The sequence below is a fragment of the Pseudomonas sp. PGPR40 genome (assembly GCF_022014505.1).
Taxonomy (GTDB): domain Bacteria; phylum Pseudomonadota; class Gammaproteobacteria; order Pseudomonadales; family Pseudomonadaceae; genus Aquipseudomonas.
Window position 1 is genome coordinate 139721 of sequence record NZ_JAKLSP010000006.1, and the last position, 25387, is coordinate 165107.

Consider the following 25387-nt stretch of genomic DNA (forward strand, 5'->3'; position numbering starts at 1 on the left):
GGCTGCGCGCATGTCTTTGACGCGTGCAGTGGATGATCACAGGAATCGTAAACATGAACTCCAAGTGCTATTGCACAGGTTGGTCCCTCGTGGCCGGTCTGGCGGCAAGCGTACTGGCATTGCCGAGCTTCGCTGGCGCATTGACACTCGATGAAGCGTTGCGGCTGGCTGAAACCAATGCACCGTCGCTGACCGCACAAGACGCCAAAATTCAGGCTGCCAGCAGTGCGGCTATTCCAGCGGGTGAATTACCTGACCCCAAGTTGCTGGCAGGTGTGCAGAACTACCCCATCGGCGGCCCGGATCGCTGGAGCATTGACCAGGACTTCATGACCATGCAAATAGTCGGGGTCAGGCAAGAGATGCCCAATAGCGACAAACGCAAAGCGCGTATTGAGGTCGCCGATGCGGCCGTTGATCGAGCCGCGGCAGAGCGTCGAGTCGAACGCTTGAACGTACGCCAGTCCACGGCGTTGGCCTGGATCAGCAGCTACTCGGTCGAGCGAAAAGATGCGCTGTTCCAGGACTTCTACAAAGAAAACCGCCTACTGACCGATACTATCCGGGCCCAGATTGCCGTTGGCCGCGCTCAACCCGCCGATGCGGTGACACCCAAGCAAGAAGCGGCTCGACTGGCGGAGCAACAGGACGATCTGATTCGTCAGCGCATACAGGCCCGAGCGGCCCTAAAACGCTGGATCGGCTCCGCCGCCAACGACAAGCCTGTGGGCGGCTTGCCTCAATGGCCTGTCGATCCCTCAAGCTACGCCCATAAACTGCAACACCATCCCGAGTTGGCAGCGTTTGCGCCGATGACCCGTGAAGCGCAAGCCAAGGTTCGTGAAGCCGTGTCGGAGAAGCAGTCGGACTGGAGCTGGGAACTGGATTACCAGCGCCGTGGCCGTGAGTTTGGCGACATGGTCAGTGTGCAATTTTCCTGGGATCTACCGCTGTTTCCTGACTCTCGGCAAAATCCCAAAATCGCAGCCAAACAGGCTGAACTCAGTCAGCTTGAGGCTGAGCGCGATGCCCTGTCACGCGAGCACACTCAGCAACTGGAAAACGAACTGGCTGACTATGAGCGCCTGAATCGTGCGGTAAGCCGGAACCAGGAAAGCCTGTTGCCGCTGGCCAGGGAAAAGGTCGAACTCAGCATGGCCAGCTACCGTGCCGGCAAAGGCGATTTAAACGCCGTTGTTACTGCCCGACGTGAACTCATCGAAGCCAGACTCAAACAGATCGACGTGGAAGAACAGCGAGCACTGACCAGTGCGCGTCTGTTTTTTGCTTATGGGGAGTCCAGCCAATGAACCTTACAAAATGGAATGGGGCATGGCTGGCAGGCATCTCGCTGGCATTGGGTGTGGCCGGTGGTTACTGGTTCGCTCCCCAGCGCATGAGCGGAGTACCCAGTACCGCCCCGGAGAAGAGCCTCAATTCACCGGACGAACGCAAGGCTCTGTATTGGTACGACCCCATGTACCCGCAGCAAAAGTTCGATAAACCGGGTAAGTCCCCCTTCATGGACATGCAACTGGTCCCCCAATACGGCAGTGGCGTCGGGGAGCGTGCGACCGTCAGTATCGATCCGAGTCTGACCCAGAATCTCGGTCTGCGTTTTGCGACCGTCACTCGTAGCGTCTTTGAGTCCAGCCTCGAAGTAACCGGTGTCTTGGCGTTCAACGAACGTGATGTCGCTGTGATCCAGGCACGCACGCCGGGCTTTGTGGAGCGGGTCTATGCCCATGCACCCGGTGATGTGCTCAAAGCCAACGCGGCATTGGCGGATATCCTGGTGCCGGAGTGGGCCGCTGCCCAAACAGAGTTTCTTGCCCTCAAGCGCAATGGGGATGCCGACCTGTTGGCTGCGGCCCGCCAGCGACTGAGGCTCACAGGGATGCCGGTTGCGCTAATCACCCAGGTAGAGCGCAGTGGCAAAGTCCAACCGAACCTGACCCTCACCAGCCCCATCAGCGGCGTGCTGCAAGAGTTGAACGTACGTGCGGGTATGACCGTGGCGGCTGGCGAGACTCTGGCACGCGTCAATGGCCTGAGCAGTGTCTGGCTGGCCGTGGCCGTTCCAGAATCGGATGCTGGAGCCATCACCGTGGGCCAGGCAGTCGAGGCGCGCTTGCCAGCCTTTCCAGGGGCAACGCTCAGTGGCAATGTCAGCGCGATTTTGCCCGAGACCAATCCGGACAGCCGCACCCTTCGCGTACGTGTCGAGTTACCCAATCCGGACGGGCGCTTGAGACCAGGTTTGACGGCGCAGGTCCGCCTGAATCGTACAGCTGAGCAAAGTGTATTGTGGGTTCCGAGCGAAGCGGTGATTCGCACTGGCCGACGTGCCCTGGTGATGCTCGCCGAAGATGCGGGCCGCTACCGTCCAGTGGAGGTGCAACTCGGGCAGGAAAGCGATGGCAAGACGGCGATTTTGAAAGGTCTGGAAGAAGGCCAGAAGGTGGTTACGTCTGGCCAGTTCCTCCTCGATTCCGAGGCCAGTCTCAAGGGCATCGTTGCAAGCTCGGAGGAAGAGTCACCACCCAGTGCGGCAGTCGCCAGTTTTCATGAAGCGGATGGGCAGATCGTTGAGATCAACGACAAAGACGTCACGCTCGCCCACGGTCCCTTCAAGACGCTGGGCATGCCTGGCATGACGATGACTTTCCCTCTCGCCACTCCGGCGCTGATGCAGGGCCTCAAGGCGGGTGACAAGGTTCGGGTCGCGGTGAGCCAGACCGACGATGGCTTGCGTGTCGAGCGCCTGGATAAATCGGGGAGCCAGCCATGATTGCTGCCCTGATTCGTTGGTCGGTCGCCAACCGATTTCTGGTGCTACTGGCGACGTTGTTCGTTACGGCTTGGGGTATCTGGTCAGTGCAGAGCACGCCCATTGATGCACTGCCAGACCTTTCCGATGTGCAGGTGATTATCCGCACCCCTTATGCAGGACAAGCGCCGCAGATTGTCGAGAATCAGGTGACCTATCCGTTGGCCACCACCATGCTCTCGGTGCCGGGCGCCAAGACCGTGCGTGGTTATTCTTTCTTTGGTGACAGCTTTGTCTACGTGCTGTTTGAAGACGGTACTGACTTGTATTGGGCTCGCTCACGGGTGCTGGAGTACCTGAGCCAAGTACAGAGTCGGTTGCCGGCCAGTGCCAAGCCAGCGTTGGGACCCGATGCGACGGGGGTGGGTTGGATTTTCCAGTACGCACTGGTGGATCGCAGCGGCGGACACGATTTGGCACAGCTTCGCGCACTTCAGGACTGGTTTCTCAAGTTTGAACTCAAGACGCTGCCCAACGTTGCGGAAGTGGCCACTGTGGGTGGCATGGTCAAACAGTACCAGGTGCAGCTTGATCCGCTGAAACTGGGCAGCCTTGGTATCACTCAGGCTGAGGTGACCGACGCTATCGGCAAGGCCAATCAGGAAACCGGCGGGGCGGTGCTGGAGATGGCAGAGACCGAGTTCATCGTGCGGGCTTCCGGCTACCTGAAGACGCTCAATGACTTTCGGGCGATTCCACTCAAATTGGGTGCGGGTGGTGCTCCGGTGACCCTTGGCGATGTCGCCACGATCCAATCAGGACCGGAAATGCGGCGTGGCATCACCGAACTCGACGGCGAAGGCGAGACGGTCGGTGGCGTGGTGATTTTGCGCAGCGGCAAGAATGCTCGCGAGACCATTGCAGCGGTCAAGACCAAGCTCGACGAACTTAAAAGCAGTTTGCCGGCCGGGGTGGAAATCGTCACCACCTACGATCGCAGCAAGCTGATCGATCGCGCGGTGGAAAATCTCAGCCACAAACTAATCGAAGAGTTCATCGTCGTCGCGTTGGTCTGCGGGGTCTTTCTCTGGCACTTGCGCTCATCGCTGGTAGCAATCATCTCTCTGCCGATGGGAGTGCTTATTGCCTTCATCGTCATGCGCTACCAAGGTATCAACGCCAACATCATGTCCTTGGGCGGAATCGCCATCGCCATCGGCGCCATGGTCGATGCCGCCGTGGTGATGATCGAGAATGCCCACAAGAAGATTGAAGCATGGCACGTGGCCAATCCTGGAGAGGAACTGAAGGGTGAACATCATTGGCATGTGATGACCGAAGCCGCGGCTGAAGTGGGACCAGCACTATTCTTCTGTCTGTTGATCATCACCCTGTCGTTCATTCCGGTGTTCACCCTGGAAGCACAGGAGGGGCGACTGTTCGGCCCATTGGCGTTCACCAAAACCTACGCCATGGCCGCAGCGGCGGGATTGTCAGTGACCTTGGTGCCAGTGCTGATGGGCTACTGGATTCGGGGGCGAATTCCCAGTGAACAACAGAACCCGTTGAACCGGTGGTTGATTCGAATTTACCAACCAGCCCTGGACGCAGTCTTGCGTCGACCAAAGATCACATTGCTGGTGGCGCTGTTGTTTTTTGTCAGTGCGTTATGGCCAATGTCGCGTTTGGGTGGCGAGTTTCTCCCCCCGCTGGACGAGGGCGACCTGCTCTATATGCCTTCAGCTCTGCCAGGTTTGTCTGCGCAGAAAGCGGCGCAACTGCTGCAACAGACTGACCGCCTGATCAAGACCGTGCCAGAGGTCGAACATGTCTTCGGTAAAGCCGGTCGTGCCGAAACTGCCACCGACCCGGCACCGCTGGAGATGTTCGAAACCACGATCCAGTTCAAACCACACGAGCAATGGCGTCCAGGCATGACTCAGGAAAAGTTGGTGGAGGAACTGGATCGCGTGGTGCGCGTACCCGGTTTGACAAACATCTGGATACCGCCGATTCGCAACCGTATCGACATGCTGGCGACGGGTATAAAGAGCCCAATCGGCGTGAAGGTTGCCGGCACCAATCTGGCGGAAATCGATGCGGTCACCCAGGTGGTCGAGCGAGTAGCCAAGGACGTGCCCGGTGTCAGTTCGGCTCTGGCCGAGCGATTGACCGGAGGCCGCTATATCGACGTGGATATCGACCGCAAGTCCGCCGCTCGTTACGGGCTTAACATCGCTGATGTGCAGTCCATCGTGGCCGGTGCTATCGGCGGTGAAAACGTCGGCGAGACCATTGAAGGTCTCGCACGTTTCCCGATCAACGTACGTTACCCACGGGAGTGGCGCGACTCGCTCGGCGCCCTGGAACAATTGCCGATCTACACCCCTCTGGGGAGCCAGATCACCCTTGGCACTGTGGCGAAGATCAAGATCAGCGACGGCCCACCGATGCTCAAAAGCGAGAACGCACGGCCCTCTGGTTGGGTATACGTCGACGTGCGTGGTCGGGACATTGCCTCGGTGGTCGCCGATCTACGCCGGGTCGTAAGCGATCAGGTCAAGTTACAGCCCGGTATGAGCCTGAGCTACTCAGGGCAGTTCGAATTTCTCGAAAGAGCCAACGCTCGACTCAAGCTGGTGGTGCCGGCCACGCTGTTGATCATCTTCGTGTTGCTCTACCTGACTTTTGCCCGCTTCGATGAGGCCTTGCTGATCATGGCCACTCTGCCGTTCGCACTGACTGGGGGGGTATGGTTTCTCTATCTGTTGGGCTTCAACCTGTCGGTCGCCACCGGGGTCGGTTTCATAGCCTTGGCCGGGGTTTCCGCGGAATTTGGTGTGATCATGCTGCTCTACCTGAAAAACGCATGGGCCGAACGTGAAGACCTCGGCGACAGCACTGAGCGCGGGCTGGTGGCGGCCATTCGTGAAGGCGCTGTGCAGCGCGTTCGACCCAAGGCCATGACCGTGACCGTGATCATTGCCGGTCTGTTACCCATCCTATTGGGCAGCGGCACCGGCAGCGAAGTCATGAGCCGCATTGCCGTGCCCATGGTTGGCGGCATGATCACCGCTCCCTTGCTGTCCCTGTTTGTCATTCCGGCAGCCTATCGATTGATGCGCCGTCGGCACCTCCAATTTGTACCCATTACACCTCAAGGAAAAGTCGTATGAAACTGACCCTGATTGCAGCTGCTAGCACCGTAGTTATGCTGTCTTTTTCTGCCCCGGCAGAGGACATGCCGGGAATTACCGGACTCAGATTTCACGTGGCAGCGTCCTAAAAAGGCTGCCAAGCATGGAGAGCAATCGCCAATGTCAGGGCTAGCGCAAATCAGTCCGCCAAACGGGGCCAAGGGCATGCGCAACACCGTCTAATCTGAGTAGTACGCGAGCACAGACGTGACTCACGCCTCTTTCTACAGGGGAAACGGGATGACCGGAAAAACAGCGCGCCGATGCTCGTCATGGATCCTGTCCTCCCTGCTAGCCATTAACCTGGGAATGACGGCGGGATGTGCAGGCAACGCTGCCACGGCTCGCTATTCGGCCTCAAACATAGGCTCAAGCTGCTATGCAAAAGCGCTACCCACTGCCGGTGAGGGCGGCCTGGCTTGGGGGGATACCTTGAACATGGCTCGCGAAAAATCCCTGGCTAATTGCATACGCTATGCCGGCCGATCCGGTGGAACGCCGGATACCTGCCATGTGGTGTTGGCGGAGTGCAAAAACTAGAAAACGGCTCGTTAAATGAAACGAGCCGTTGTTGTGATGGTGCTTATCGGGGAAGTGCACGGATGTGAGACCGGATTCAAAGGTGGTCCGCATCAATCACGGCCTTGGCGAATGCCTGTGGATCTTCCTGCGGCAGATTGTGGCCGATGCCGCCGCTGATCAGCCGGAACTCATATTTACCGGTGAAGCGCTTGGCATAATCCTCGGGGGCAGGGTGCGGCGCGCCGTTGGCATCGCCTTCGAGGGTGATGGTCGGCACGCTAATGGAAGGCGCCGTAGCCAGTTTCTGCTCTAGCGCTTCATATTGGCTTTCGCCTTGAACCAGCCCCAGGCGCCAGCGGTAGTTGAATACGGTGATGTCGACATGGTCGGGGTTCTCCAGAGCCTTGGCGCTGCGGTCGAAAGTGGCGTCATCGAACGCCCATTTCGGCGACGCCAGTTGACATATCAACTTGGCGAAGTCGTGGGTGTTTTTCTCGTACCCGGAGCGACCGCGGTCGGTGGCGAAGTAAAACTGATACCACCATTGCAACTCGGCCTTGGGTGGCAGCGGATTTTTGCCGGCCGCCTGGTTACCGATCAGATAGCCGCTGACCGAGACCAATGCCTTGACCCGTTCTGGCCACAGCGCCGAGACGATGTCGGCCGAACGCGCGCCCCAGTCATAGCCGCCGAGCACCGCCCGTTTGATCTTCAACGCATCCATAAAGTCGATGACGTCACTTGCCAGCGCGGCCGGTTGACCATTGCGAACAGTTTTCCCGGACAGAAAATGCGTATCACCGTAGCCACGTGCATATGGCATCAGCACTCGATAGCCCTTTGCTGCAAGCAATGGCGCGACCTTGTCATAGCTGTGAATGTCGTACGGCCAGCCGTGCAGAAGAATGACTACGGGTCCATCGGCCGGGCCTGTTTCGGCGTACGCCACGTTCAACAGTCCGGCGCTGACATGCTTCAGCGGGCCGAACGGGGAGGGTGACGCATGAGTGGTGCTGGCGCCGATCGCTTCTGGCTGCACAGCTGCGGTCGTATGTGCGTGGGCCGCACTGAGAGCACCGAGCAGGGTGAGCGCGAGGATTGACGAGCCGACCAGACGGCGACGAGTTTTGCCGGTTTTGTTCTGCAGCGCCATCTTCATGGTGATGTCTCCGTTGCAAGCCGTTGGCCAGGGGGGCTGGGTGATCCCCTTTAAACCTGGCTTGCATTTGAACGCGGCGACGTATCTGGCTTGTGTCGGATCGGAGGCCAGATGAAAACCCGTGTATCAAGAGGCTGGCCAGACACACTGCGATACACAGCGGAGCAGCTGTGAAATGACCTCGACATTCTTTATGAAGCGGGTTATCCCCTTGTGACGGCGGTGCAAGACTCCTGCTTCGACGTTCATACAGCGTTATGCGTACATCAGGAATTTCCGCCTTCTGCCCAACGAGCTTTCCCGTCTTTTAGGGTGTTTACTTCTAGTCAGGCCCTGTATGTACAGAGAGGAGAGCACCATGAGCAACGAACAGGTGGCACCTGAGACTAAAGGCGTTGCGGTGAAGTTACTTGCAACGGTTGACCTTGGGCCTGAGATCGAGGGCATGGCAGGGCGCCAGCTTAGAATGCGTATGGTGATCATCGAGCCTGGAGGCGTCTTCGGGCCGATTCATAACCATAAAGACAGGCCAGGCACTGTCTACATACTGCAAGGAACGATCACTGACCATCGAAATGGAGTCGCTACGGACTATGGGCCGGGAGTGGGCTGGCCCGAGGACAGGAACACCACCCACTGGCTCGAGAACAGAGGAACGATGCCAGCGGTGGAGATCTCGGTCGATATTGTCAGGCAAGAGTAAGCTCAGGCCCGACATCTGACACGCGACCCAACCGAAAACGACGCTGACAGAAGGGCAGATCGACCCAGTCTTGAGCCGATCTATCAATGCCGGTTAGAAGTGCCAGTTCTCAGCAAGAACGACACGACAGAATGGGCCCGCCAGGGTTGCATTGTGATGAGCGACGATACTTTCGGCCTTCAACGCGGGGGTGTCGGTGCAGGTATGACCATCGGCGATCAGCACTGCATCGAACCCAAGATATCGTGCAGCGCGGCAGGTGCTGTCGACACAATACTGGGTCTTCATTCCGGCAATGACCACGCCTTGAGATCCACAAGCTTTTAACCGATCGGCCAGGTCGGTCATGGCGAAAGCGTTGGGTCGGCTTTTTTCGAAGACCACCTCGTCGCCTTGTAGCAGAAGTTCCTGCACCAGTTGCGTCAACGGGTTTGCAGGTTCGATAGGCGAGCCAGGCGGACCTACGTGGCGAGCAAGAAAAACCGGTGCGCCTGCTTTCCGGGCTTTGCTCAACAGGCTATTCAAAGTATTCAGCAACGCTTCGCCAGCCCATGGTTTATCCGGGCCATGAAACAATCCAACCTGCATATCGAGAATCAACAGTGCGTACATCGTGCTTTTCCTTGCGTTTGGACCAGTGACGCAAGGGCAAAAGAAAAGGCCCTATCCATCACTGGCGGGCCTTTTGAAGTTCGTGCGTTATTGGCTCACGACACCTCTCACGACCCGCCTTGGGCGGTCGTGGTAGTGGTGGTCGAGGCAATGCGTGGCTGATTCATAGCGCTGACAGTATCTGCACGGTACCTGGTTGGCAAGAGGGCGCATCCGTGCGCCAAAAAACGACCGTTTCAGCGCTTGATCAGGGAAATCTTGGTTCCTTCGATGCTGATCCCGGCCATTAACCCCTGCTGGTCGAAAATGAACGCATAAGCATCGTCCTTCACTGTCGTGCTGGACAGATTCTTCGCCACCCCTTCATCAACCATAACAACAGTGGGTCCTACGCCGATTTCCCAACCCTTGGTTTTACGTATGTAGTCCACGGCTTTGTCGGTCATCAGGAAAACCGCATAGCCATACGATTGGGCGCCTGCTTGCAGCCCCCATGACCCGGTTACGGAGTTGTAATAATTCTCTACTTTCTTGCCCTCCAACAACACGCCCTCGCCATAGCTGCCGCCAAATACAAGGCCCGCCTTGATGATTTTCGGGAAGACAAGAATCGCTTTGGCGTTGTGCGAAATGCTTTCAGCAAAAGGTGTGGACTTGTAGAGAGTTTGCAACGCTTGCCGAGAATCGACATCCAGATCCTCGGCGGTTGCCGCTCCTGCCGTGTTCAGGAAGCTCGCCGATGCCAGTGAGGCTGTCGCAAGGATGATCGATAGGAAGAACCGCATTGACTGAGTCATTTTAGTACTCCAATACGGGAGCATTGGATGTGAGTAGCCGTCAGCACCTGCCCTCGGCAGAAATCCGAGCCTGCTGACATTATCCAGCGCACCCTAAAGTGTGTGAACTACTGGCTTCGCCCTTGAATGAAGCAGGCCAGAGGCCTTTGATCATTGGCGATGTCATCACTTGCTTTGACCGCTGGGTATGGGCGGGGTTCGTCGTCCGTTTCCGGAAGAGAGCGAGCTATTCTTTTGCTTCATGAAGGCTGTCATTCAATAGCGATCGATCCTCTTCGGCGTATGCCGACTGCAGGTCCCGTTCCGGGATTTCCCAGATGATCAATTTTGGCGGTGTTTCCTTGAAGGCCGGGTTGTTGAGGTAGCTGTTTGCGGCGCCAGAGAAAGCGCCCCCATCTTTTGCGAAATTACCCACCGGAGCCCCTAGCGCCTGTTGCAGGAACCCTGCGAAGTTCGAGTTGCGCGAAAATGAGGTTCCGATCAGAGCGGTGTTGGGTAAGTCGGCATCACCAAAAAGGTCTCCCTCATTGTCAGCGCTGTCGGCCGACACGTCGGGAATTTCGCGGATGCTGGTCTGGGCGATCCATTCGGGTGTGGGTTGCCATTCAAGCGGCAGCCAGTCGATGCCCGCCAGGTGCACCAGATCGCCGGGCCGTATGGCGAGCGGGGCGTGACTTTCGTTGAACGATCGGTGTGGTGTTGCGCTGATGCCCAGGGTTTTCAGGTGCTGCGCGATAGCTTCGGCTGCAGCCTTGGCGCCGGATTCACTCCAGTGCGTATCGGTACGCAAATAGGCTTGGGGTCCTAGTGGCGCCAGTGCACCGGTCAGGTCCAGATTCGCCAGCCTGGCCACATTGAGCTTCGCCGTCCAGGACTGGATGCGTTCTTCGAAAGACGCCGGGCGATGCAGTGAGCAACGTTGTGCAGAAGCGATGCGGCTCTTGTCTGGAACGATGACCACCAGCAAGCTGATGTGTCGTTGAGAGAGCTGTTCTTTCAGATCGATCACGGCCTGCAGCTTGGCATCGGCATTACGTTGCGCTTGATGATTGACCTTTAGCTCATCGGCCAGAAACAACCAGTCAGTGCATCCTGAACGAACCCTGGGCCCCGTGTCATTGAGCAGGAGCCAACTGGCACCGCGTTCCAGCTTGGCGAACGTGGTGGGGAAGGCGGCTTTCGACAGCTCCTTGGCGATTTGATGGGTGATAGCGCCGTCAAGCATCTGCGTCGCCGATAATTTCGGGGGGAGCGGCTCTAGTTGCCCTGACCCGATCAGCCAGCCAGAGGACAGCAGCCCGACGAACAGGAATATCAGCAGCGATGCGCCTGCCAATGGACGGGTGCGTGCGACCGGATCGTCAGGTTGAGCAAGCGTAAGGGTGTGCTCTGGCGTCTTCATCAGAATTGAAAGTACAGAAAGGGTACGGTTTCGCGACTGGCGGTCAGCGCGAACGACAGCATGAAACCGACAATGGGCCAAAGGGCGGCGGGGTAGAGCGCTATGCCGACCCGGTGTTTTTCAGCGTAAGGGCGTAGCAGCGGTGCGACGATACCTAACACACCCAACAAGCCCGCGAGGCCATGTACCGGGCGTAAGGTCGCGGACAGTTCTTCACTGAGGGCGATGCCCTGCAGCCCGAACTGTCCGGCATACAGGCTCAGTGCACTGTGAAAGTCGGGGGCGCGGAACAGTGTCCATGCCAGGCAGACAAACAGCAGTGTCAGTCCATGGGAAAGCACGGGCGGTACAGGGGGCAGGGAGGAGCGGTTCCAGGCACGATCAACACACAACGCAATGCCATGGGCGCAGCCCCACAGTAGATAATTCCAATTGTCGCCACCATGCCAGAGGCCGGCGATCGCCATGATCAGGAACAGGTTGCGATAGGTTTTCCAGGGGCCATTGCGATTGCCACCCAGCGGGATATACAGATAGTCACGCAGCCAACTGGACAACGACATGTGCCAGCGGCGCCAGAAATCCTGGATGCTGTTGGCCAGATAAGGGTGGTTGAAGTTCTCCGGAAAGTGGAAGCCCAGCATCAATCCAAGACCGATGGCCATGGAGCTGTAGCCGGCGAAGTCAAAGAACAGTTGCAGGGAGTAGGCCAGGCAGCCCAGCCAGGCGTCAGAAAAACTGGGGTTCTGCACACTGAACGCCACGTCGACCACGGGCGCCAGGGTGTCGGCCACCAGGACCTTCATACACATGCCGAGCATGAACCGGCGTGCACCCAGCGAAAAATTTTGCAGGTTGAAGGAACGCCGATGCAACTCGCGCCGGACCCAGTCATAGCGAATGATAGGGCCGGCGACCGAATGGCCGAACATCGAAATATAGGTCGCGTAATGGATGAAGCTGCGCTCGACCGGCACGGTGCGACGATGCACATCCACCAGGTAGGAAATCGCCTGCAGCACGACAAACGACAATCCGGCCGGCATGATGACCCGCTGCCAGGACAGGGGCGCGGCTCCGGCCCAGACCATCGCTTCGCTCAATGTGCCGGCGACATTGTTGGCGTACTTGTACCAGCAGAGCATTGCTGTGTTGAGCACGATCAGGGCCACCAGTATTCGCACACGGCCCTTGCTCTCCTGCCGCCAGGCATCAATCAATAAGCCACCCACCCATGCCGTGATCGTCAGCATCACATGCACAGCGAGGAATCGTGGGCTCAGCCAGCCATAAAACAGCCAACTGCCGATCAGTAGCGTGACATTCCGCCAGGCGGCCGGGGACAAGGCATAGGCGCACAGGAACAGCGGCAGGAACAACGTCAAAAATTCGAGAGAGGCAAAAACCATGGGGTGACGCCATCCGATCAGTGGGCCAGGACGTCAGTCGCGAGCAACAGGTACGGGCCATTTGCGCCAGGCAACAGCACGACGCTGTAGCGCTCGCCGGCCTTGAGCTGACCGAGATCAAGCGGTGCACCTACGTTTGTTTGGGCGCACACCAACTGAACCGAAAGACTGACCGGGTTAATCGCGCGGCGTTGCACACTGGCGCTGGCCACATCCTTGAACAATTCAGCATTCAACCGCGAAGCGCGCAACCCGGCCCGGGGGCAAGCGGCATCGGCGTTGATAAACGCCAATGAGGCTCTCAAGCTATTGAAATCCTCAGGCTGCTCGCGGATGACGACAGGGCGCATGCCCTCAGCGCTGTCCGGCAATGCAATCACGGTCGCGAACTCCCCGGCCAGGACCTGGATGTCCAGCGGCTGGCTTTTGCCGCCGCGTTCCAGGGTGCCCTTGATCGGCTTGCTGGCGGGTACCGAGAGGTAGTCGGACACGGCATTGCGGCCTTCGAGCCGCAGATTTGCCCGAGAATTCTCGGCCAGTATTTGCAACGGTTGGTCGGCGGCGTTGATGAAGCGCAGAAACGCCGAGTCCTGGTCCGGCCCCGTCGGGTACAGAGCAATGTCAGCGCCCTGGGCCTGCAGGCTCAACAACAAGGACAGGGCGGCGGCCAGCTTTGCTCGAGTCATTTTCCGGCTCCTTTGCTGGCCAGGCTGGCGGCGGGCAGTTTGGCCAATGCAGTGCCGATGGCGGTGCCCCAGGATTGATAACCGGCAACGGTGAAGTGCTGCCCATCGGTGGTCACCCATTGCCCGGGTTTGGAGAACGCCAGCGAATCAATATAGGTGCAAGGCGCAACGTTGGCGGCCAGAAACTGGGACATCAAATGGGTGCGCAGATCATTTTTCTGGTACATGCCGCCCGCTTTGCCCCAGGCTGGACCTACCCAGGCACAACGCGTGCCGGTGGCAGCGATAGCCTTGGCCAGGCCGGTGATGCTTTGCCAGGCCCAGGTTTTCGGAAACACCGGTTTGTCATAGGACGCCATGGTGTCACCGATGACCAATACCACGAGGTCAGGTTTGTCGGCCGCGATCAGGTCCTGGATCGGTGTGGTACTCGCCTCGCGGCCCTTGATCACTATTTTGTCATTGCCTTTGCGCTCGGCACCGCAGTCGACCTTCTTGCTGATCAGCCAGTCGGACGCGCTGGCACCACAGGCGCCAATGGAATGAACGAGCGCGCCTTGACGAGTCAGGTTGTCGTGCAAGGGCTCCAGCAAATGATCCGCAAGGCTCATATGACTCTCCCCAAGAACAAGCAGAGTGAGGCCGGCGAGGGCAGAAGTGGGCATCGAAAGCTCCAGAATGATCAGTTGGAATAAGGTGAGGTGTAGGGGCTGACCGGCAAGCTCATGGGGCCGCTGATATCCTCGAAAAGGTAGCGCAACGACAAGGCACCGCTGACTTGCTGGTAGTCGCGGGCGTTGTCCAGGCCCAGGTTGGCGCCCAAGAGGAAGTTCGAAGCGACCTTGTATTCAGCCGCCGCGGCAACGCTGTAGCCGATCCCGGTTTTGTTTTGCCCTTCGTAGCGCAGGCCCGAGGCCGCTTGCATGGCTTTGTCGTTGGGGAAATAGCCGGCGCTGTCCTGCTCGAAATGCTGCACGCCGACCGAGCCCTTGACTTGATACGTCAAGCGCCCGCTGCGTTGTGCCCAGGTCACCGGAATGCCCAGGGCGAAGAACGTCTGCGGGCTGAAATAGCCGCCATGGCCGTAGGTGAAAAAGTCCTGATTGTTGGCGTAGCTCATGCCGGTCATGCTCAGGCCGACGGTCAATTTGCTATCCGTTTCATTTTGCAGGTACCAGTAGACGCCACTGCCCAGTTCACTGCGGTTGTTGGACTGGACATGGTTGCCCAGCAGTTGGTGCCAGGAGGCGTAGCCATAGGCGCCAACTTCGTTGTCGTCATAGCTCAACTGAGCACGCCCGCCGTTGGCGCTCACGCCGCCCCAGGACTGGCCGCTGCGTTTGTCCGTGGTGCCGGCAAACGAGGTCACGCTGTCGGTTACCGGGCGCCGGGAAACGCTCACCCCGTAACGGACATTGGAGGCGTCGCTTACCGGGCGATCAATGCTGATGCCGCCAGTGGCGGTGGTGTATTTGAAGCCGAGCGGGGTGGTGCCGAGATCGGCTTTGAGCCCATCCGCGGGCCGTTGAATGGCGACAGAAAGGCCGACACCCTCGGCTTTTTGTGATCCGACGCCGTCGCTCCGCGCACCGCTACCGAAACGCTGAAGTGCCTCGCCGCTGGCACTGCCGGCGTTCAGCGAGACCGGCGTCACGCGCAGGGCAACGCGGCTTTCATCCAGCGGAATATTGATTTCCAGCGGTGTTTCAATATCGGTCAGTTTGCTCAACCCCGACTCACTGTCGTTGCTGCGAATGCTCACGCCCTGGGTGACGTAGGCACTGCGCTCCTGAAGGATTTTATTCAGCGCCAGTTGCGCGGGGCTGATGTCCTCGCTCACCCGTGCTGCGCGCGGCAGCTGCGACTCGAATGCATTGCTCGCCTGCTGCGGCCTTGGCGGGGCGTCGATGCCAAAAGGGGTCTGAGACCTCACGCTGCCCGGCATCTCCTGGACCGGTGGCGGGATCGCTGCCAGCAAGGTGTCGCGACTGACCTCGCTACGTGGACCCGACACCCCGGCAAAAGGGTTGGGCGCCACCGTCGAACCGGCCAGTTGGCCGCCCTGGGTTCTGCGTTTCTCGCTCTGTTCAATGGCCACCGCTTTGCGCAGCAGATCGGTCGCCGTGCCGGTCTTGCCCATATTCTGATAGAGGCGGGCGGCCTCTGTCAGCGTTTGAGGGTTACCGGATTCAGTCTTGAGCAACTGTTGCAGTGCCTGTTCGGCAAAGGCAGTGTCATGTGCCAACACCGCCGCATCGGCGGCACCCAACAGCAATTGCGGGTCGTTTGGCTGACGTTGTAACAGCGGTTTGTAGAGTTCGAGGGCTTTTGCCGTGTCGCCGTTGGCCGAGTACATCCGCGCCAGCGCCGCGACGGCAGCGCTGTCACCGGGACGTTGCGCCAGTGCGGGCGCTAGCGTGTCATAAGCGCTGGCCAGATTGCCTCGTTCACGCAGTTGGTCAGCCTGGCGGATGCGATAGAGATAGAGCAGGTCGTCGAAACGCTTGCGGGCCGGCGCGTTCAACGGCTTGTTCTGAAGGTCGCGCAGAATCTCGTTGACCTGTGCGTCTTCTCCGGTTTTAAGCAGGACAGCGGCGTATTGCAGGATGAAGTCTGCCGAGGGCGCCGTGGTGTTTTGCAACTGGCCGCGCATGAGGGCCAGTGCACGGGTCGGCTCGTCGATGTCGACATAGGCCGAGGCCAGGCTTGCCGTGCGATCTGGACTGTTGTTGGCCATCGGCTGAATACGATCGAGCAAGGTCAGGGCTTCCTGGCGCTGTCCGCGCTTGCCCAACTCGATCGCCTGACTGAGTTGCAGGTTGAGGCTGACATCCGCGGCCAGCGCGTCCATGTCCGGGGTGCGCTGGTCAGGGCGCAAGCGTCCCAACGTTGTCTGAGCGGCTTTCCACTCACCCATCTGGACCGACAGCAAGGCGCTGACGTAAAGCGCATCGGCATTGTCGGGGTGGGCCTGGAGCATGGCGTTGATCAGGTCCCGAGCCTTTTGCGGTTCGCCCATCGCCAGGTTCAGGCGGGCCAGGGCGAAACGTGTCCAGATGTTGTCCGGTTCGTAGCGCAGCGCGTCTTGCAAGGCGTTGCGTGCAGCGGGCAGGTCGTTGCGTTGTTCGGCGAGGGCGGCCAGTTGCGTCGCGCGCAAGGCTTGCAGGCGTGCGGACTGGCCGATCTTTGCCTGTCCGGTGGCGGGCAGGCTGTTGATCAGTTGCAGGGCTTCATCGTTCTTGCCGCTCTTGAGCAGCACATTGACCAGCCCTTCCTGTGCTTGAGGGTCGTCGCGGCGCTGGTTCAAAATCTGCCGATAGTTGCGCTGAGCGTCGTCGAACTGGCCCGCGCTGGCCTGGATATCCGCCAGGGCGAGGCGAGCGTCGGCCCCGTTTGGATTCAGCCGCAGCGCCTGGTTTACCAAGGCTTGTGCCTGGGCTGTCTGGCCTTTGGCCTGGGCGTCGCGGGCCTGCTGCAACGCCGACCAGTAGCGCACTTCGTTCAACGCAACTTGCCAGTGGCTGCCGCCGGGTTGTCGCGTGGCCTGACTCAAGAGCTTTTCCGCTTCGGCCAGTCGGTGTTGCTGCTGGCGAACAACCCCAAGGCCGCCCAGCGCATCAGCATCATCGGGCCGGGTTTTCAAGCGAGCTTGAAAAGCCTGTTCGGCGGTGGCCTGATCGCCTTCTTTGAGCGCCTTCAGACCGCGCGCGACTTCGGCGGGCGGTTGCCATTCATTGCTGGCCGTTGTTGCCACCTGTTGCTTGCCCTTGTTCATCTGCGCGCGGATTTCCACGTCATCCGGATGCGTCTTGAGGTACGACTCGAACAACGGCATTTGTGCAGGATTGGGCGGACCGATCCAGGTCAGCGCCAGGCGCCAGCTTTCGTCGGCATCACCGGCAATGTCGGCACGCTGGGTCAGCGCGGCCAGGGCGCGGATGCCCTCGGCACGGCTGTCTTCACGGCGGACCAGATGCTTGGCGTAAAACAGCGCGACGATCGAGTCGTCGGGCATTTCCCGCTGCAAGCGCTGAAACCCGCTGCGCGCTTCGGGCCAGTCAGCCTGATTGAAGGCCAGGTTGTTGTAATACTCTCGGCCGATCACGCCTTGAGGGGGATTACCCCCAAATAACCCACGAAACACGGCGGTTGCCTTGTCGCGCTCGCCGGCATCGACGAGGCGGCGGGCTTCTTCCAGGCGTTGCTGGTTTAGCGGTTGTGCCAGGGCGATGTCCTGTGCCAGTTGCAATGCCTGGCGGGGCACTGGCTGGAGTGCCTGCAGGCGGGCGAGGTATTGCTGCGCTTGCTGGGGCTTTTCCTGCTGCACACCGATCAGGCCCAGGCCATACAGCGCATCGATCTGGGTGGGGTCCAGCTGCAGGACTTTGAGCCAGACTTCCGCCGCGCGTTGAGGGTTTTTGTGCAACTGCCAGTACTGTCCCTGCCCGATGAGTAATGTCTGAGGCGTCGGGCTTTGCGCGTGGACAGCCGAGGCTGTCAACGCGCTCATCACGGCGATGGTTAGCGTGCGGTGATGCGCGTGCATGCGGTCTCCCAGGAGAGTTTCAGTGTTCCGTCTTCCCGGAATCGATAGTGTTTATCTGCCCAGCCGAACGCGAACAGGCTGAGCATGAAGTTGTAGTAGCGAGGCGGGCCCGCACTGGCATCGGGTCTGGCCAGGGCTTCGCGCAAGTCTTGTTCGGCGCGCTGGCGCAGTACGAGGGCGACGTCGGATTGGCCCTTGGCATGAAAGTAAGGAATCAGTGCCGCGCTGAATCCGAAAGGGCTCTGACCCTGAACGCTGCCTTGCAGGACCTGAACGGTTTCCGGCGGCCGACCGGTCGCGGCAGTGAGGCGGGCCATGCCATCGAGCTGTTTCAACAGGGGCGCCGCCAGCGGTTCCCTGACGTCGCTCATCCCCAGCCAGAGGTAGACGCGAATGGCATCGTAACTCCCCGTCTCACCTTTGATCGGGTCGCTGACGAAGTCGCCGGATTGGGCTGAGGTGCCCTGATAACCGACCCAGTCAGCCACGAAGCCGTGGGGGCTTGATTGGCTGATCATCGTCGCCGTGTTGTGGGCAATGGCTGGCCAGGGGCCGGAAGGTGCTTCCTTGGCCAACCGCCGCAACACGGGAAGTGGCAGGTAACTGGGGTTCAGCCGCCAGAGCGGACCGGGCTGGATGAAACCCTCTGGCCCGGGCAGTAGCATCGGGCCCAGCCCGGGCAGATCAACAATCAACTGCGCTTCGATGGTTGCCATGAGTTGCAGAGCGTCCTGACGATAGTCCGGCCGATGCCACAGGCGTGCGGCTTCGAGCAGGGCGTAGGCGAACCACAGGTCGGCGTCGGAGGCGGAGTGGCTGTCTTGCAAGCGCCATTGACCATCCGCGCCTTGCCCCCATAACCAGCCCGGCAGGCGTGTGCCAATGGCGGACCCGGCGAGGTTTGCGGCAGTCCAGCGCCACAATTGGTCGAAGCGTTGCGGGTCATTGCCGATAAGGGCGAAGAGCATGGCGTAGGACTGACCTTCCGACGTGCTGTGATTGTTCTCCAGGCTGGATTCCAGCACCCGGCCATCGGCCTGGACGAAGCGCGACGCATAGGTGTGCCACAGCGGCCATGTCGGCTCCTCGCAAGGTTGGCGGGCCGCCATCGCAGGCGTCACCAGCGCCAATGCCAGTACAACGCTCAACCCGCGCAGGCACTGACGAAGTGACCAGTCCATGATCGACGGCGGCATGCGTGGCTTACTGACCAAGACGACGTTTGGCCCGCATGCGCAAGGACAGGTAGGCCAACGAGGTCAGCAACAGGACCCCAATCAGCGTGACCAGTGCGAGTGCCAATCCGTGTTGCGAGAGGTACCACTGTACAAAGCGCAACGGGCCCAAACGTCCGACGTAGTAATCCTGTTCGGCGACCAGCGACTCAACGTGCTTGCCCTTGATCGCCACCAGGCTGCCTTGCAGTGAGTGGGCGTTTGCGTCGCTGCTGAGCAAGGCATCAGTCACCTCGGCGAGACCACTGGGCCGCGCGCTGGCGATGAACACCACGCTGCGTCCGCTCTTGAGCGGTGATTCGAATCCGGTCAGATAAGCACTGCCGTCCTCAGCGGAGAACCTGAGGCTGTTACGCGCCTTGCGCAGATTGCTTTGCGTATCCGGGCTGACCCAGTTGCGTACGCGCAAAGGCAGGTCGGACAGCTCGACGTATTGCTCATCGCCTTCAGTCCTGGCCGGCAGCAGGCTCTGCCATTGCTTAAGCAGCGGTTGGTTATTGCCTGAGGCGAGAACCAGCAAATCCCGATCACGTTGCTCGGCCAACTGGTCGGCGTGGACCACTCTCAGGCCGGTGGCCGGGTAGCCGGTGGAATCGCCAAAGCGACCGAGCAGGGTCAGGTAGGCGCTGAGGTCGGCCGGGCCCGGGTCATTGGGCAGGATCACTGAGGTTTCAGAAAGATCGGCCATACGCGTGAACGGAAAACCACTGTCCTTGAACACACCAAGATTGGGCATGGCCATGAAGTGGTCGTAGTGGCTGACGTCCAGCGTTGAGTCCGGGTCAATCGCACCGCGCATGTTGTCGATGATGATGTCGCGGCAGTCGCCCTGCTTGATGTAGTCATACATAAAGCGAAATTGCAGACGCGATTGCAGGGCTACCGAGTTGAGCGGCAACAGCATGCGCGATGTGCGGGCCAGGCTGTCGTCGGTTTTGAGCATCGCCAGCAGGCTGTCGCTGTTGCCGAGCTTCTCGATGGAGGGCAACTCGATCGATTTGATGAACGTGTCGTTGAAGCTGACCAGCAACGAGGAGTTGGTAGCAACCGGTTGGGGCGTATAGCGGTACTTCAAATCCAGTTGCGCGCCGGGCTCACGCCAGTTGAACAGGTCCGGTGGCAAACGCAGGGCCACCGTCATTTGCCCAGGGTTGTAACCCGACACGTTGAGCTCCGCCGCTTTGGCCAGTTCACCCAGGCGTACCGGGCGGTCAGAGGGCAACCAGTTGGGCGCATCATAGGGCTGGCGTGGCTTGATCGCGTCGATGCGATCAATCGCCACACTTTGCCCCGAAAAGGCCGAGCCGCCGAGTGCCAGCGCAGTGGCGGCGATTTTCAGATCGGCGCCATCACGCCCGGAAACGATCAACAGCTTGCCTTGAGGATCATTCGGGTTACTCACCATCGTCAATCGCGGGCCGGTGACCTCTTTGATCTTGAGGCCACTCAACGTCGCTGCTTCGCTGCTGCTGACAAACACCACGGCGTTGCCAGTGGTCGGCAGCTGGGTGAGATTGACCGGAAAAGTCGCGCCACGGTAGCTGGCCAGGGCGCCGAACCAGGAAGACAGAATACCGGCGGCCTCCAGCTCGGAGGTGTCAGGGCGTGAGATGAACACGAAGGGCAGCTTCAAGGGCAAGGCGTCGCGTGGATCGAACAAGGGCAGCGGCAACGCGGAAAGATCGTTGGGCTGTGGCACCGAGGACACCTGGAGGCTCAACTGGCTGGCGTTATCGATCCTGGCCCACAGACTGGAGTGCAACGGGTCTTCGCATTGCATCGTGTAGTGACCGATGAACTGCAGGCTGAGCCGGTTGAACTCGGTAATCATCTGCGGCGGGATCTGCACGGTCCGGGTCTGCAACCCGCCGGCGTCTTCCTTGGGCAGGGGCAGGCTGGCGGCCACTTGATCGTTAACCAATACGTTGATTTGCGAAAGGTCGGCCAGCAGTGCCGGTGAGTAGCTGTATTTCAGCGTGACCTGCGCCGCCATCACGATTTCATCGGCACGCACATCGAAGTTCACACTGTCCGTTGCCTCCACACCTTTGAGGCTCATCGAATAGTTCTTTCCCAGTTCCTTGAGCGTGCGCGTGTAGCTGTTGGGCGGCGCATCGGTCAGCGGCGGCGGTGTGATCGTCGCCGTTGTGGCACTGGGTTGGGCGGCAACACTCAGGGCTACAGCACTCCCGCCCAATAGTGTGCAGGCGATAAACAGGAGTGAGCGGCGAGGCGTCGAGGTCTGGCGAGAGGAACAGTTCAAGATCGGTGCATTTCCGCGATAGGGTCGATAGATGATGGCGTGTTCGAACGTTTGCGCAGCAGCGCCTGACCATCTTTAAGGGTGGCCATGAACAGGCGGAGAATGGCGCGCAGGCCGATGCGGCTGACGTCCCTCAGGGCCGACATAGGGGCGTCGGGGCGACCGTTACCCCATGTGCTGGCCCACGTATCGGCGCGTGAAAACGTGAGTCGCACCAGTTCACTCTGCAGACGCAGGGGCATGGCATCGAATTGCACGCCGGCCACATTGCCGTGGCTGAATATCGCCGTTACAGGAAAGAGGCTGGAGGGCGGCGTGCGCAGAATGCTGAGTTGCAGCGTCTCCTGGGGGCAGAGTCGAATATCGCCTGGCAGGTTGAGACCTACGCCATTCTGCGAGAAATTCTGGGTGGTGCAATCGAACCACGTGCCATCTTGACGGTAGGCACGCACGGGCAGATCGGCGGGGACCCTGGGTTCGACGCGTACCTGCGAAGACTCAGTGGCAACCGCGACCGCGGTGCTGACGATGATGATGTTGTAGAGGGTCCAGGCCAGGTTGATCAACAAGGTAGCGCCCTCGGCCGAATCACTCCCGATCAGTTTCACCAAACCGGTCACCAGGCCGAGCATGTTCAAGGTCAGCAACACGATGTAGGGGCGCGCGAGCTTCCAGTCGAAGTAATCGTTCTTGATGGTGCCGCCCTTATCGGTCACGTTGAACGTTCCCAGTGACGGTTTGATCAGGGCGAGCAGCACGGGTCGCATGATGTACCAGGCCAAAACCGACTCATAGACTTCGTTCCAGAACGAATGACGAAATCGCCCCTGGATGCTGGAGTTGGTCAGGCTGGAATGGAAAATATGGGGCAGCACATAGACCATCACCATCAATGCCGAGGCGTGGAATATCTGCGCGTCGAAAATCAGGTAGGCCAAGGGGGCGGTCAAGAACACCAGGCGAGGCAGGCTGTAGAAAAAATGCATCATGGCGTTGAGGTAACAGATGCGCTGGCCCAGATTCAGGCCTTTGCCAAGCAGCGGGTTGTCGGTGCGAAAAATCTGCGCCATGCCCCGCGCCCAACGTACGCGCTGACGGATGTGGCGAGAAAGGTTTTCCGTGGCGAGGCCGGCTGCTTGGGGAATGGCAAGGTAGGCAGTATTGAAGCCCCGGCGATTGAGCTTGAGCGCGGTGTGCGCATCCTCTGTCACGGTTTCGGTGGCGATGCCGCCGACTTCCAGCAGATGAGTACGGCGCATGACGGCGCAGGAGCCGCAGAAGAATGTTGCGTTCCAAAGGTCGTTGCCGTCCTGCACCAGGCCGTAGAACAACTCACCTTCGTTGGGGACCGAGCGAAACGTATCGAGGTTTTTTTCGAATGGGTCGGGTGAGTAGAAAAAATGCGGGGTTTGCAGCAACGCCAGGTTTGGATCCTTGAAAAACCAGCCCATGGTGACTTGCAAAAAGGAGCGGGTGGGGACGTGGTCTGCGTCAAATACGGCAATGAACTCGCCATCGGTCACTTTCAGCGCCTCATTGAGGTTGCCGGCCTTGGCATGCTGATTGTTGTCGCGGGTGATGTAGTTGACACCAATCTGTTCGCAGAAAATCCGGAACTCTTCCCGACGTCCGTCATCGAGTACATGCACACGCAACTTGGCTTCGGGCCAGTCGATGGCTTGGGAGGCGAGCACCACCAGTTTCACGATGCTCAATGCTTCGTTGTAAGTGGGTATGAAGATGTCGACCGTTGGCCAGTGATCGGGCGCCTGCTGCAAAATCTGTGGCTTGCGGTGCAGCGGCCAGGCCGTCTGGACATAGCCGAATACCAGGACGAGCAAGGCATACAGCTCGGCCAGGACCAACCCGTAGCCAAATACGGCATCCTGCCACCTGTCGAAATCCAGCGTGTCGGTCAGGCGCCAGTACATATAACGTAACGATGCGATCAACGAGAGGGTGATCAGGGTCAGGATCGCCAGTCGCCCGGCTTGTTTGCGGATGATCAGGCTGACGGTGAAACACGCGGCGGCAAACGCTGCCTGGGAATACAGATCAAGCGGTGCGGTAAGGATGCCCAGCGCGAACAATGCTGCAATCAGCCCGGCGGTGATTTTCAGGGCTTGGCGATAGCGCTCGGGCCATCGGTTGAAGCGAGCCTGGAACGTATCCAGTAGCACTTGCAACCGCCAGGTCTTTGGCGAGGGGGCATTGAGCTGGGCTGTCATGGCGCGACGTGCTCGTCGGTAGCGTCCGGGAGAAGCAAGGCGTGAACCGCACTCGCAAGCGAACGGATGTCCTGACAGCCAATGGAATCCGGTGCGTGCTGCAGAGGATCCCGGCTGTAGGCCAGCGATTCGTTGAGTTGGTGATCGAGTCGTATCGTCCTGATCAGATCACTGCCGAGCCGGCGTTGGAACAACAAACCCATGTCTCGGCAGAACGAACGCGAACCATCCTGTTTGTTAAGCACATACCTGTGACGTTGTGCATGTCTTCGAGTGGTATCCAGCCACTGCGCCATGGTGTCCAGCGCCAGATAGGAGGCGGCGTCGGCAACGGTGATGACCAGCGCCAGATCAGCGGCATCCAATGCCTGTTGCGAATAGACGTTTGCGCCTGAAGGGGTGTCCAGGATCACCGTATCGTTTTCACCGAGATTCATCGACACCAGGCGCTGGTTCAGCCAGTCGGTATCGTCAAGCAACTGCTGCTTGAGCGATCGGCGATCATTGACGCTGCCCGTGCCAAAGGGCAGGAGCTCGCTGTCGCCATAGCCAGGCTGACAATGGGCGTTCCAGTCGGCATCGGCGTGTTTCAGCTGGATCAATCCAGGCCCCTGTTTAAGGGCGCCCAAGTGACTGGACAGGGCGTTCTGAGGGTCCAGATCAATCGCGATGGTTCGCCCGCCAAGGCGCCCGAGAGCCTTGGCCAGCCCGGCCGCGACAGTGCTTTTACCCACACCGCCGTTGGCCGAAACGATAGCGATGACCTTTGCCTTGGTTTGCTTGCGAGGCGTTGGCAGACCGTCTCGACGAATCTGGTTCAGTTCACGTAACAGTTCGCTCAAACGATACTGGTCACCCGTTACAGAGGCCGCCGTTGACTCGCTCGGCAAGGGAGCTGTTTTCGGTGAAGGCAGCGAGATGACAACGTTTTTTGCACGCTTCACGGGCGGGCCGATCAGTAATAAGGGAGGCGCGAACTCGTCAAGTAGAGGCACGACGGTAGTTGCTTGAGGCAGCGCCTCGCTTGAATCCTGCTCAGCGACCGATGTAACAGTCGGGGTCAGGTTATCTTTGAAGTCTTTATAGCTGGGTTGTATTTCCTGGTAACTACCTGCGGCTTCGCCAAAACTTGCAAAAAGCCTGGTGATGTCATCTACATAGTTCATGCGTTATACCGGGAATTAAATAACTCAGGCATATAGAGTTCATTAACCTGACAAGGTCGGTGCTTTGTTGGATGATGGCAATGTGGCGCCATCATCTGGCGTCTGTGTCTGAGTGTCAATGATTGTTATAAAAAGTCAGTGACGGTTATTGACGGCCCTTGTTTGAGATGTTTGATGCACATTGGTCAACCGGATTTAACGCCCTAAGCCTCGGGCTAGAGGCTGCGCTGGCGGCCGTGGCTTGAGTGATCGAGAGTTTTTCCATGTCGGCGAATTGGCGAGTGCATCATGTTAAAAGAGTTCTCCTGATGGCATCATTGAAGTGTTTGATAACAGTCGGAAAGTGTAGTGCAGTTTAAATGGCGGGCGTGTATCTACTTATTAGGCGGGCTGTCAATGAAGTCGGGGTTATTGCTGGTTCAAGCAGGGAAGGGTCGACACTGTGTTGGTGGTTTCTAATTGTGGATCGACTTATAAGTTTTTAACCAGGCTATGGATGAAGAACTGTTGCGAGAGCCTGTTCGCGATGCTTTCTGCCGACATCAACCTATTTAGGCTTATAGTTATTGTCTCTATCTGGATGGCGCTGTCAGTGCGGGTGCGTGCCATACAGAGAGTCGCGCGCGGCGTCTGATCCTCTACCGGAATAATCAAACAGGCTCCCGGATCCCGTTCAGGACAACTCGGCGAAT

Annotated in this window: 17 protein-coding genes and 1 pseudogene; 6 read left to right on the forward strand and 12 right to left on the reverse strand. The window is 59.1% G+C overall.

What is annotated here, in order from left to right:
* Positions 1–53 precede the first annotated feature (53 nt).
* The 5 genes and pseudogenes from MEB48_RS07790 to MEB48_RS07810 all read left to right on the forward strand — a co-directional run bounded on the left by MEB48_RS07790 (position 54) and on the right by MEB48_RS07810 (position 6507).
* Complete coding sequence (locus MEB48_RS07790) at positions 54–1310, forward strand: TolC family protein (RefSeq protein WP_237883388.1); 1257 nt, start codon at positions 54–56, stop codon at positions 1308–1310.
* The gene (locus MEB48_RS07795) at positions 1307–2791 is read left to right on the forward strand and encodes an efflux RND transporter periplasmic adaptor subunit (protein WP_237883390.1); all 1485 of its coding nucleotides are present in this window, start codon (positions 1307–1309) and stop codon (positions 2789–2791) included. The genes MEB48_RS07790 and MEB48_RS07795 overlap by 4 nt, the downstream gene beginning before the upstream one ends.
* On the forward strand, positions 2788–5946 hold the full coding sequence (locus MEB48_RS07800) for an efflux RND transporter permease subunit (RefSeq protein WP_237883392.1): 3159 nt from the start codon (positions 2788–2790) through the stop codon (positions 5944–5946). The genes MEB48_RS07795 and MEB48_RS07800 overlap by 4 nt, the downstream gene beginning before the upstream one ends.
* A pseudogene (locus tag MEB48_RS07805) lies at positions 5943–6023 on the forward strand (copper-binding protein); the annotation flags it as partial. The gene MEB48_RS07800 and the pseudogene MEB48_RS07805, both read left to right, overlap by 4 nt.
* A 184-nt stretch (positions 6024–6207) precedes the next feature.
* On the forward strand, positions 6208–6507 hold the full coding sequence (locus tag MEB48_RS07810; protein WP_237883394.1) for a hypothetical protein: 300 nt from the start codon (positions 6208–6210) through the stop codon (positions 6505–6507).
* 76 nt (positions 6508–6583) lie between these two features.
* On the opposite strand, the gene MEB48_RS07815 is transcribed toward MEB48_RS07810, so the two are convergent.
* Positions 6584–7648, reverse strand: a complete 1065-nt coding sequence (locus tag MEB48_RS07815) for an alpha/beta fold hydrolase (protein ID WP_237883396.1) — start codon at positions 7646–7648, stop codon at positions 6584–6586.
* 358 nt (positions 7649–8006) lie between these two features.
* On the opposite strand from MEB48_RS07815, the gene MEB48_RS07820 reads away from it, so the two are divergent.
* Positions 8007–8351, forward strand: a complete 345-nt coding sequence (locus tag MEB48_RS07820; protein WP_237883398.1) for a cupin domain-containing protein — start codon at positions 8007–8009, stop codon at positions 8349–8351.
* A 93-nt stretch (positions 8352–8444) separates the two neighbouring features.
* Here the strand turns inward: MEB48_RS07820 and MEB48_RS07825 are convergent, their stop codons facing one another.
* The 11 genes from MEB48_RS07825 to bcsQ all read right to left on the reverse strand — a co-directional run bounded on the left by MEB48_RS07825 (position 8445) and on the right by bcsQ (position 24371).
* Positions 8445–8963, reverse strand: coding sequence for an isochorismatase family protein (locus MEB48_RS07825; RefSeq protein ID WP_237883399.1), 519 nt, complete (start codon positions 8961–8963; stop codon positions 8445–8447).
* 236 nt (positions 8964–9199) lie between these two features.
* Entirely contained in the window at positions 9200–9760 is a 561-nt protein-coding gene (locus MEB48_RS07830; RefSeq protein ID WP_237883401.1) for a YSC84-related protein, read from the reverse strand.
* Between the two features lie 226 nt (positions 9761–9986).
* Positions 9987–11162: an alginate O-acetyltransferase AlgX-related protein gene (locus MEB48_RS07835; RefSeq protein WP_237883403.1), complete on the reverse strand. Its 1176-nt coding sequence runs from the start codon at positions 11160–11162 to the stop codon at positions 9987–9989.
* Entirely contained in the window at positions 11162–12571 is a 1410-nt protein-coding gene (locus MEB48_RS07840; protein WP_237883406.1) for an MBOAT family O-acyltransferase, read from the reverse strand. The genes MEB48_RS07835 and MEB48_RS07840 overlap by 1 nt, the downstream gene beginning before the upstream one ends.
* Positions 12572–12588: 17 nt before the next feature.
* A complete protein-coding gene (locus MEB48_RS07845) occupies positions 12589–13257 on the reverse strand; it encodes an alginate O-acetyltransferase AlgF (RefSeq protein WP_237883408.1) in 669 nt (222 codons plus the stop codon).
* A complete protein-coding gene (locus MEB48_RS07850) occupies positions 13254–13922 on the reverse strand; it encodes an SGNH/GDSL hydrolase family protein (RefSeq protein WP_237883410.1) in 669 nt (222 codons plus the stop codon). Before MEB48_RS07850 ends, MEB48_RS07845 begins: the two co-directional genes overlap by 4 nt.
* A gap of 17 nt (positions 13923–13939) precedes the next feature.
* On the reverse strand, positions 13940–17803 hold the full coding sequence (locus tag MEB48_RS07855) for a cellulose biosynthesis protein BcsC (protein WP_237883412.1): 3864 nt from the start codon (positions 17801–17803) through the stop codon (positions 13940–13942).
* The gene (gene bcsZ, locus MEB48_RS07860; RefSeq protein WP_237883414.1) at positions 17779–18999 is read right to left on the reverse strand and encodes a cellulose synthase complex periplasmic endoglucanase BcsZ; all 1221 of its coding nucleotides are present in this window, start codon (positions 18997–18999) and stop codon (positions 17779–17781) included. The genes MEB48_RS07855 and bcsZ overlap by 25 nt, the downstream gene beginning before the upstream one ends.
* A gap of 7 nt (positions 19000–19006) precedes the next feature.
* On the reverse strand, positions 19007–21256 hold the full coding sequence (gene bcsB, locus MEB48_RS07865) for a cellulose biosynthesis cyclic di-GMP-binding regulatory protein BcsB (RefSeq protein ID WP_237883490.1): 2250 nt from the start codon (positions 21254–21256) through the stop codon (positions 19007–19009).
* Between the two features lie 41 nt (positions 21257–21297).
* A complete protein-coding gene (gene bcsA, locus MEB48_RS07870; RefSeq protein ID WP_237883415.1) occupies positions 21298–23529 on the reverse strand; it encodes a UDP-forming cellulose synthase catalytic subunit in 2232 nt (743 codons plus the stop codon).
* Positions 23526–24371: a cellulose biosynthesis protein BcsQ gene (bcsQ, locus tag MEB48_RS07875; RefSeq protein WP_237883417.1), complete on the reverse strand. Its 846-nt coding sequence runs from the start codon at positions 24369–24371 to the stop codon at positions 23526–23528. Before bcsQ ends, bcsA begins: the two co-directional genes overlap by 4 nt.
* Positions 24372–25387 lie beyond the last annotated feature (1016 nt).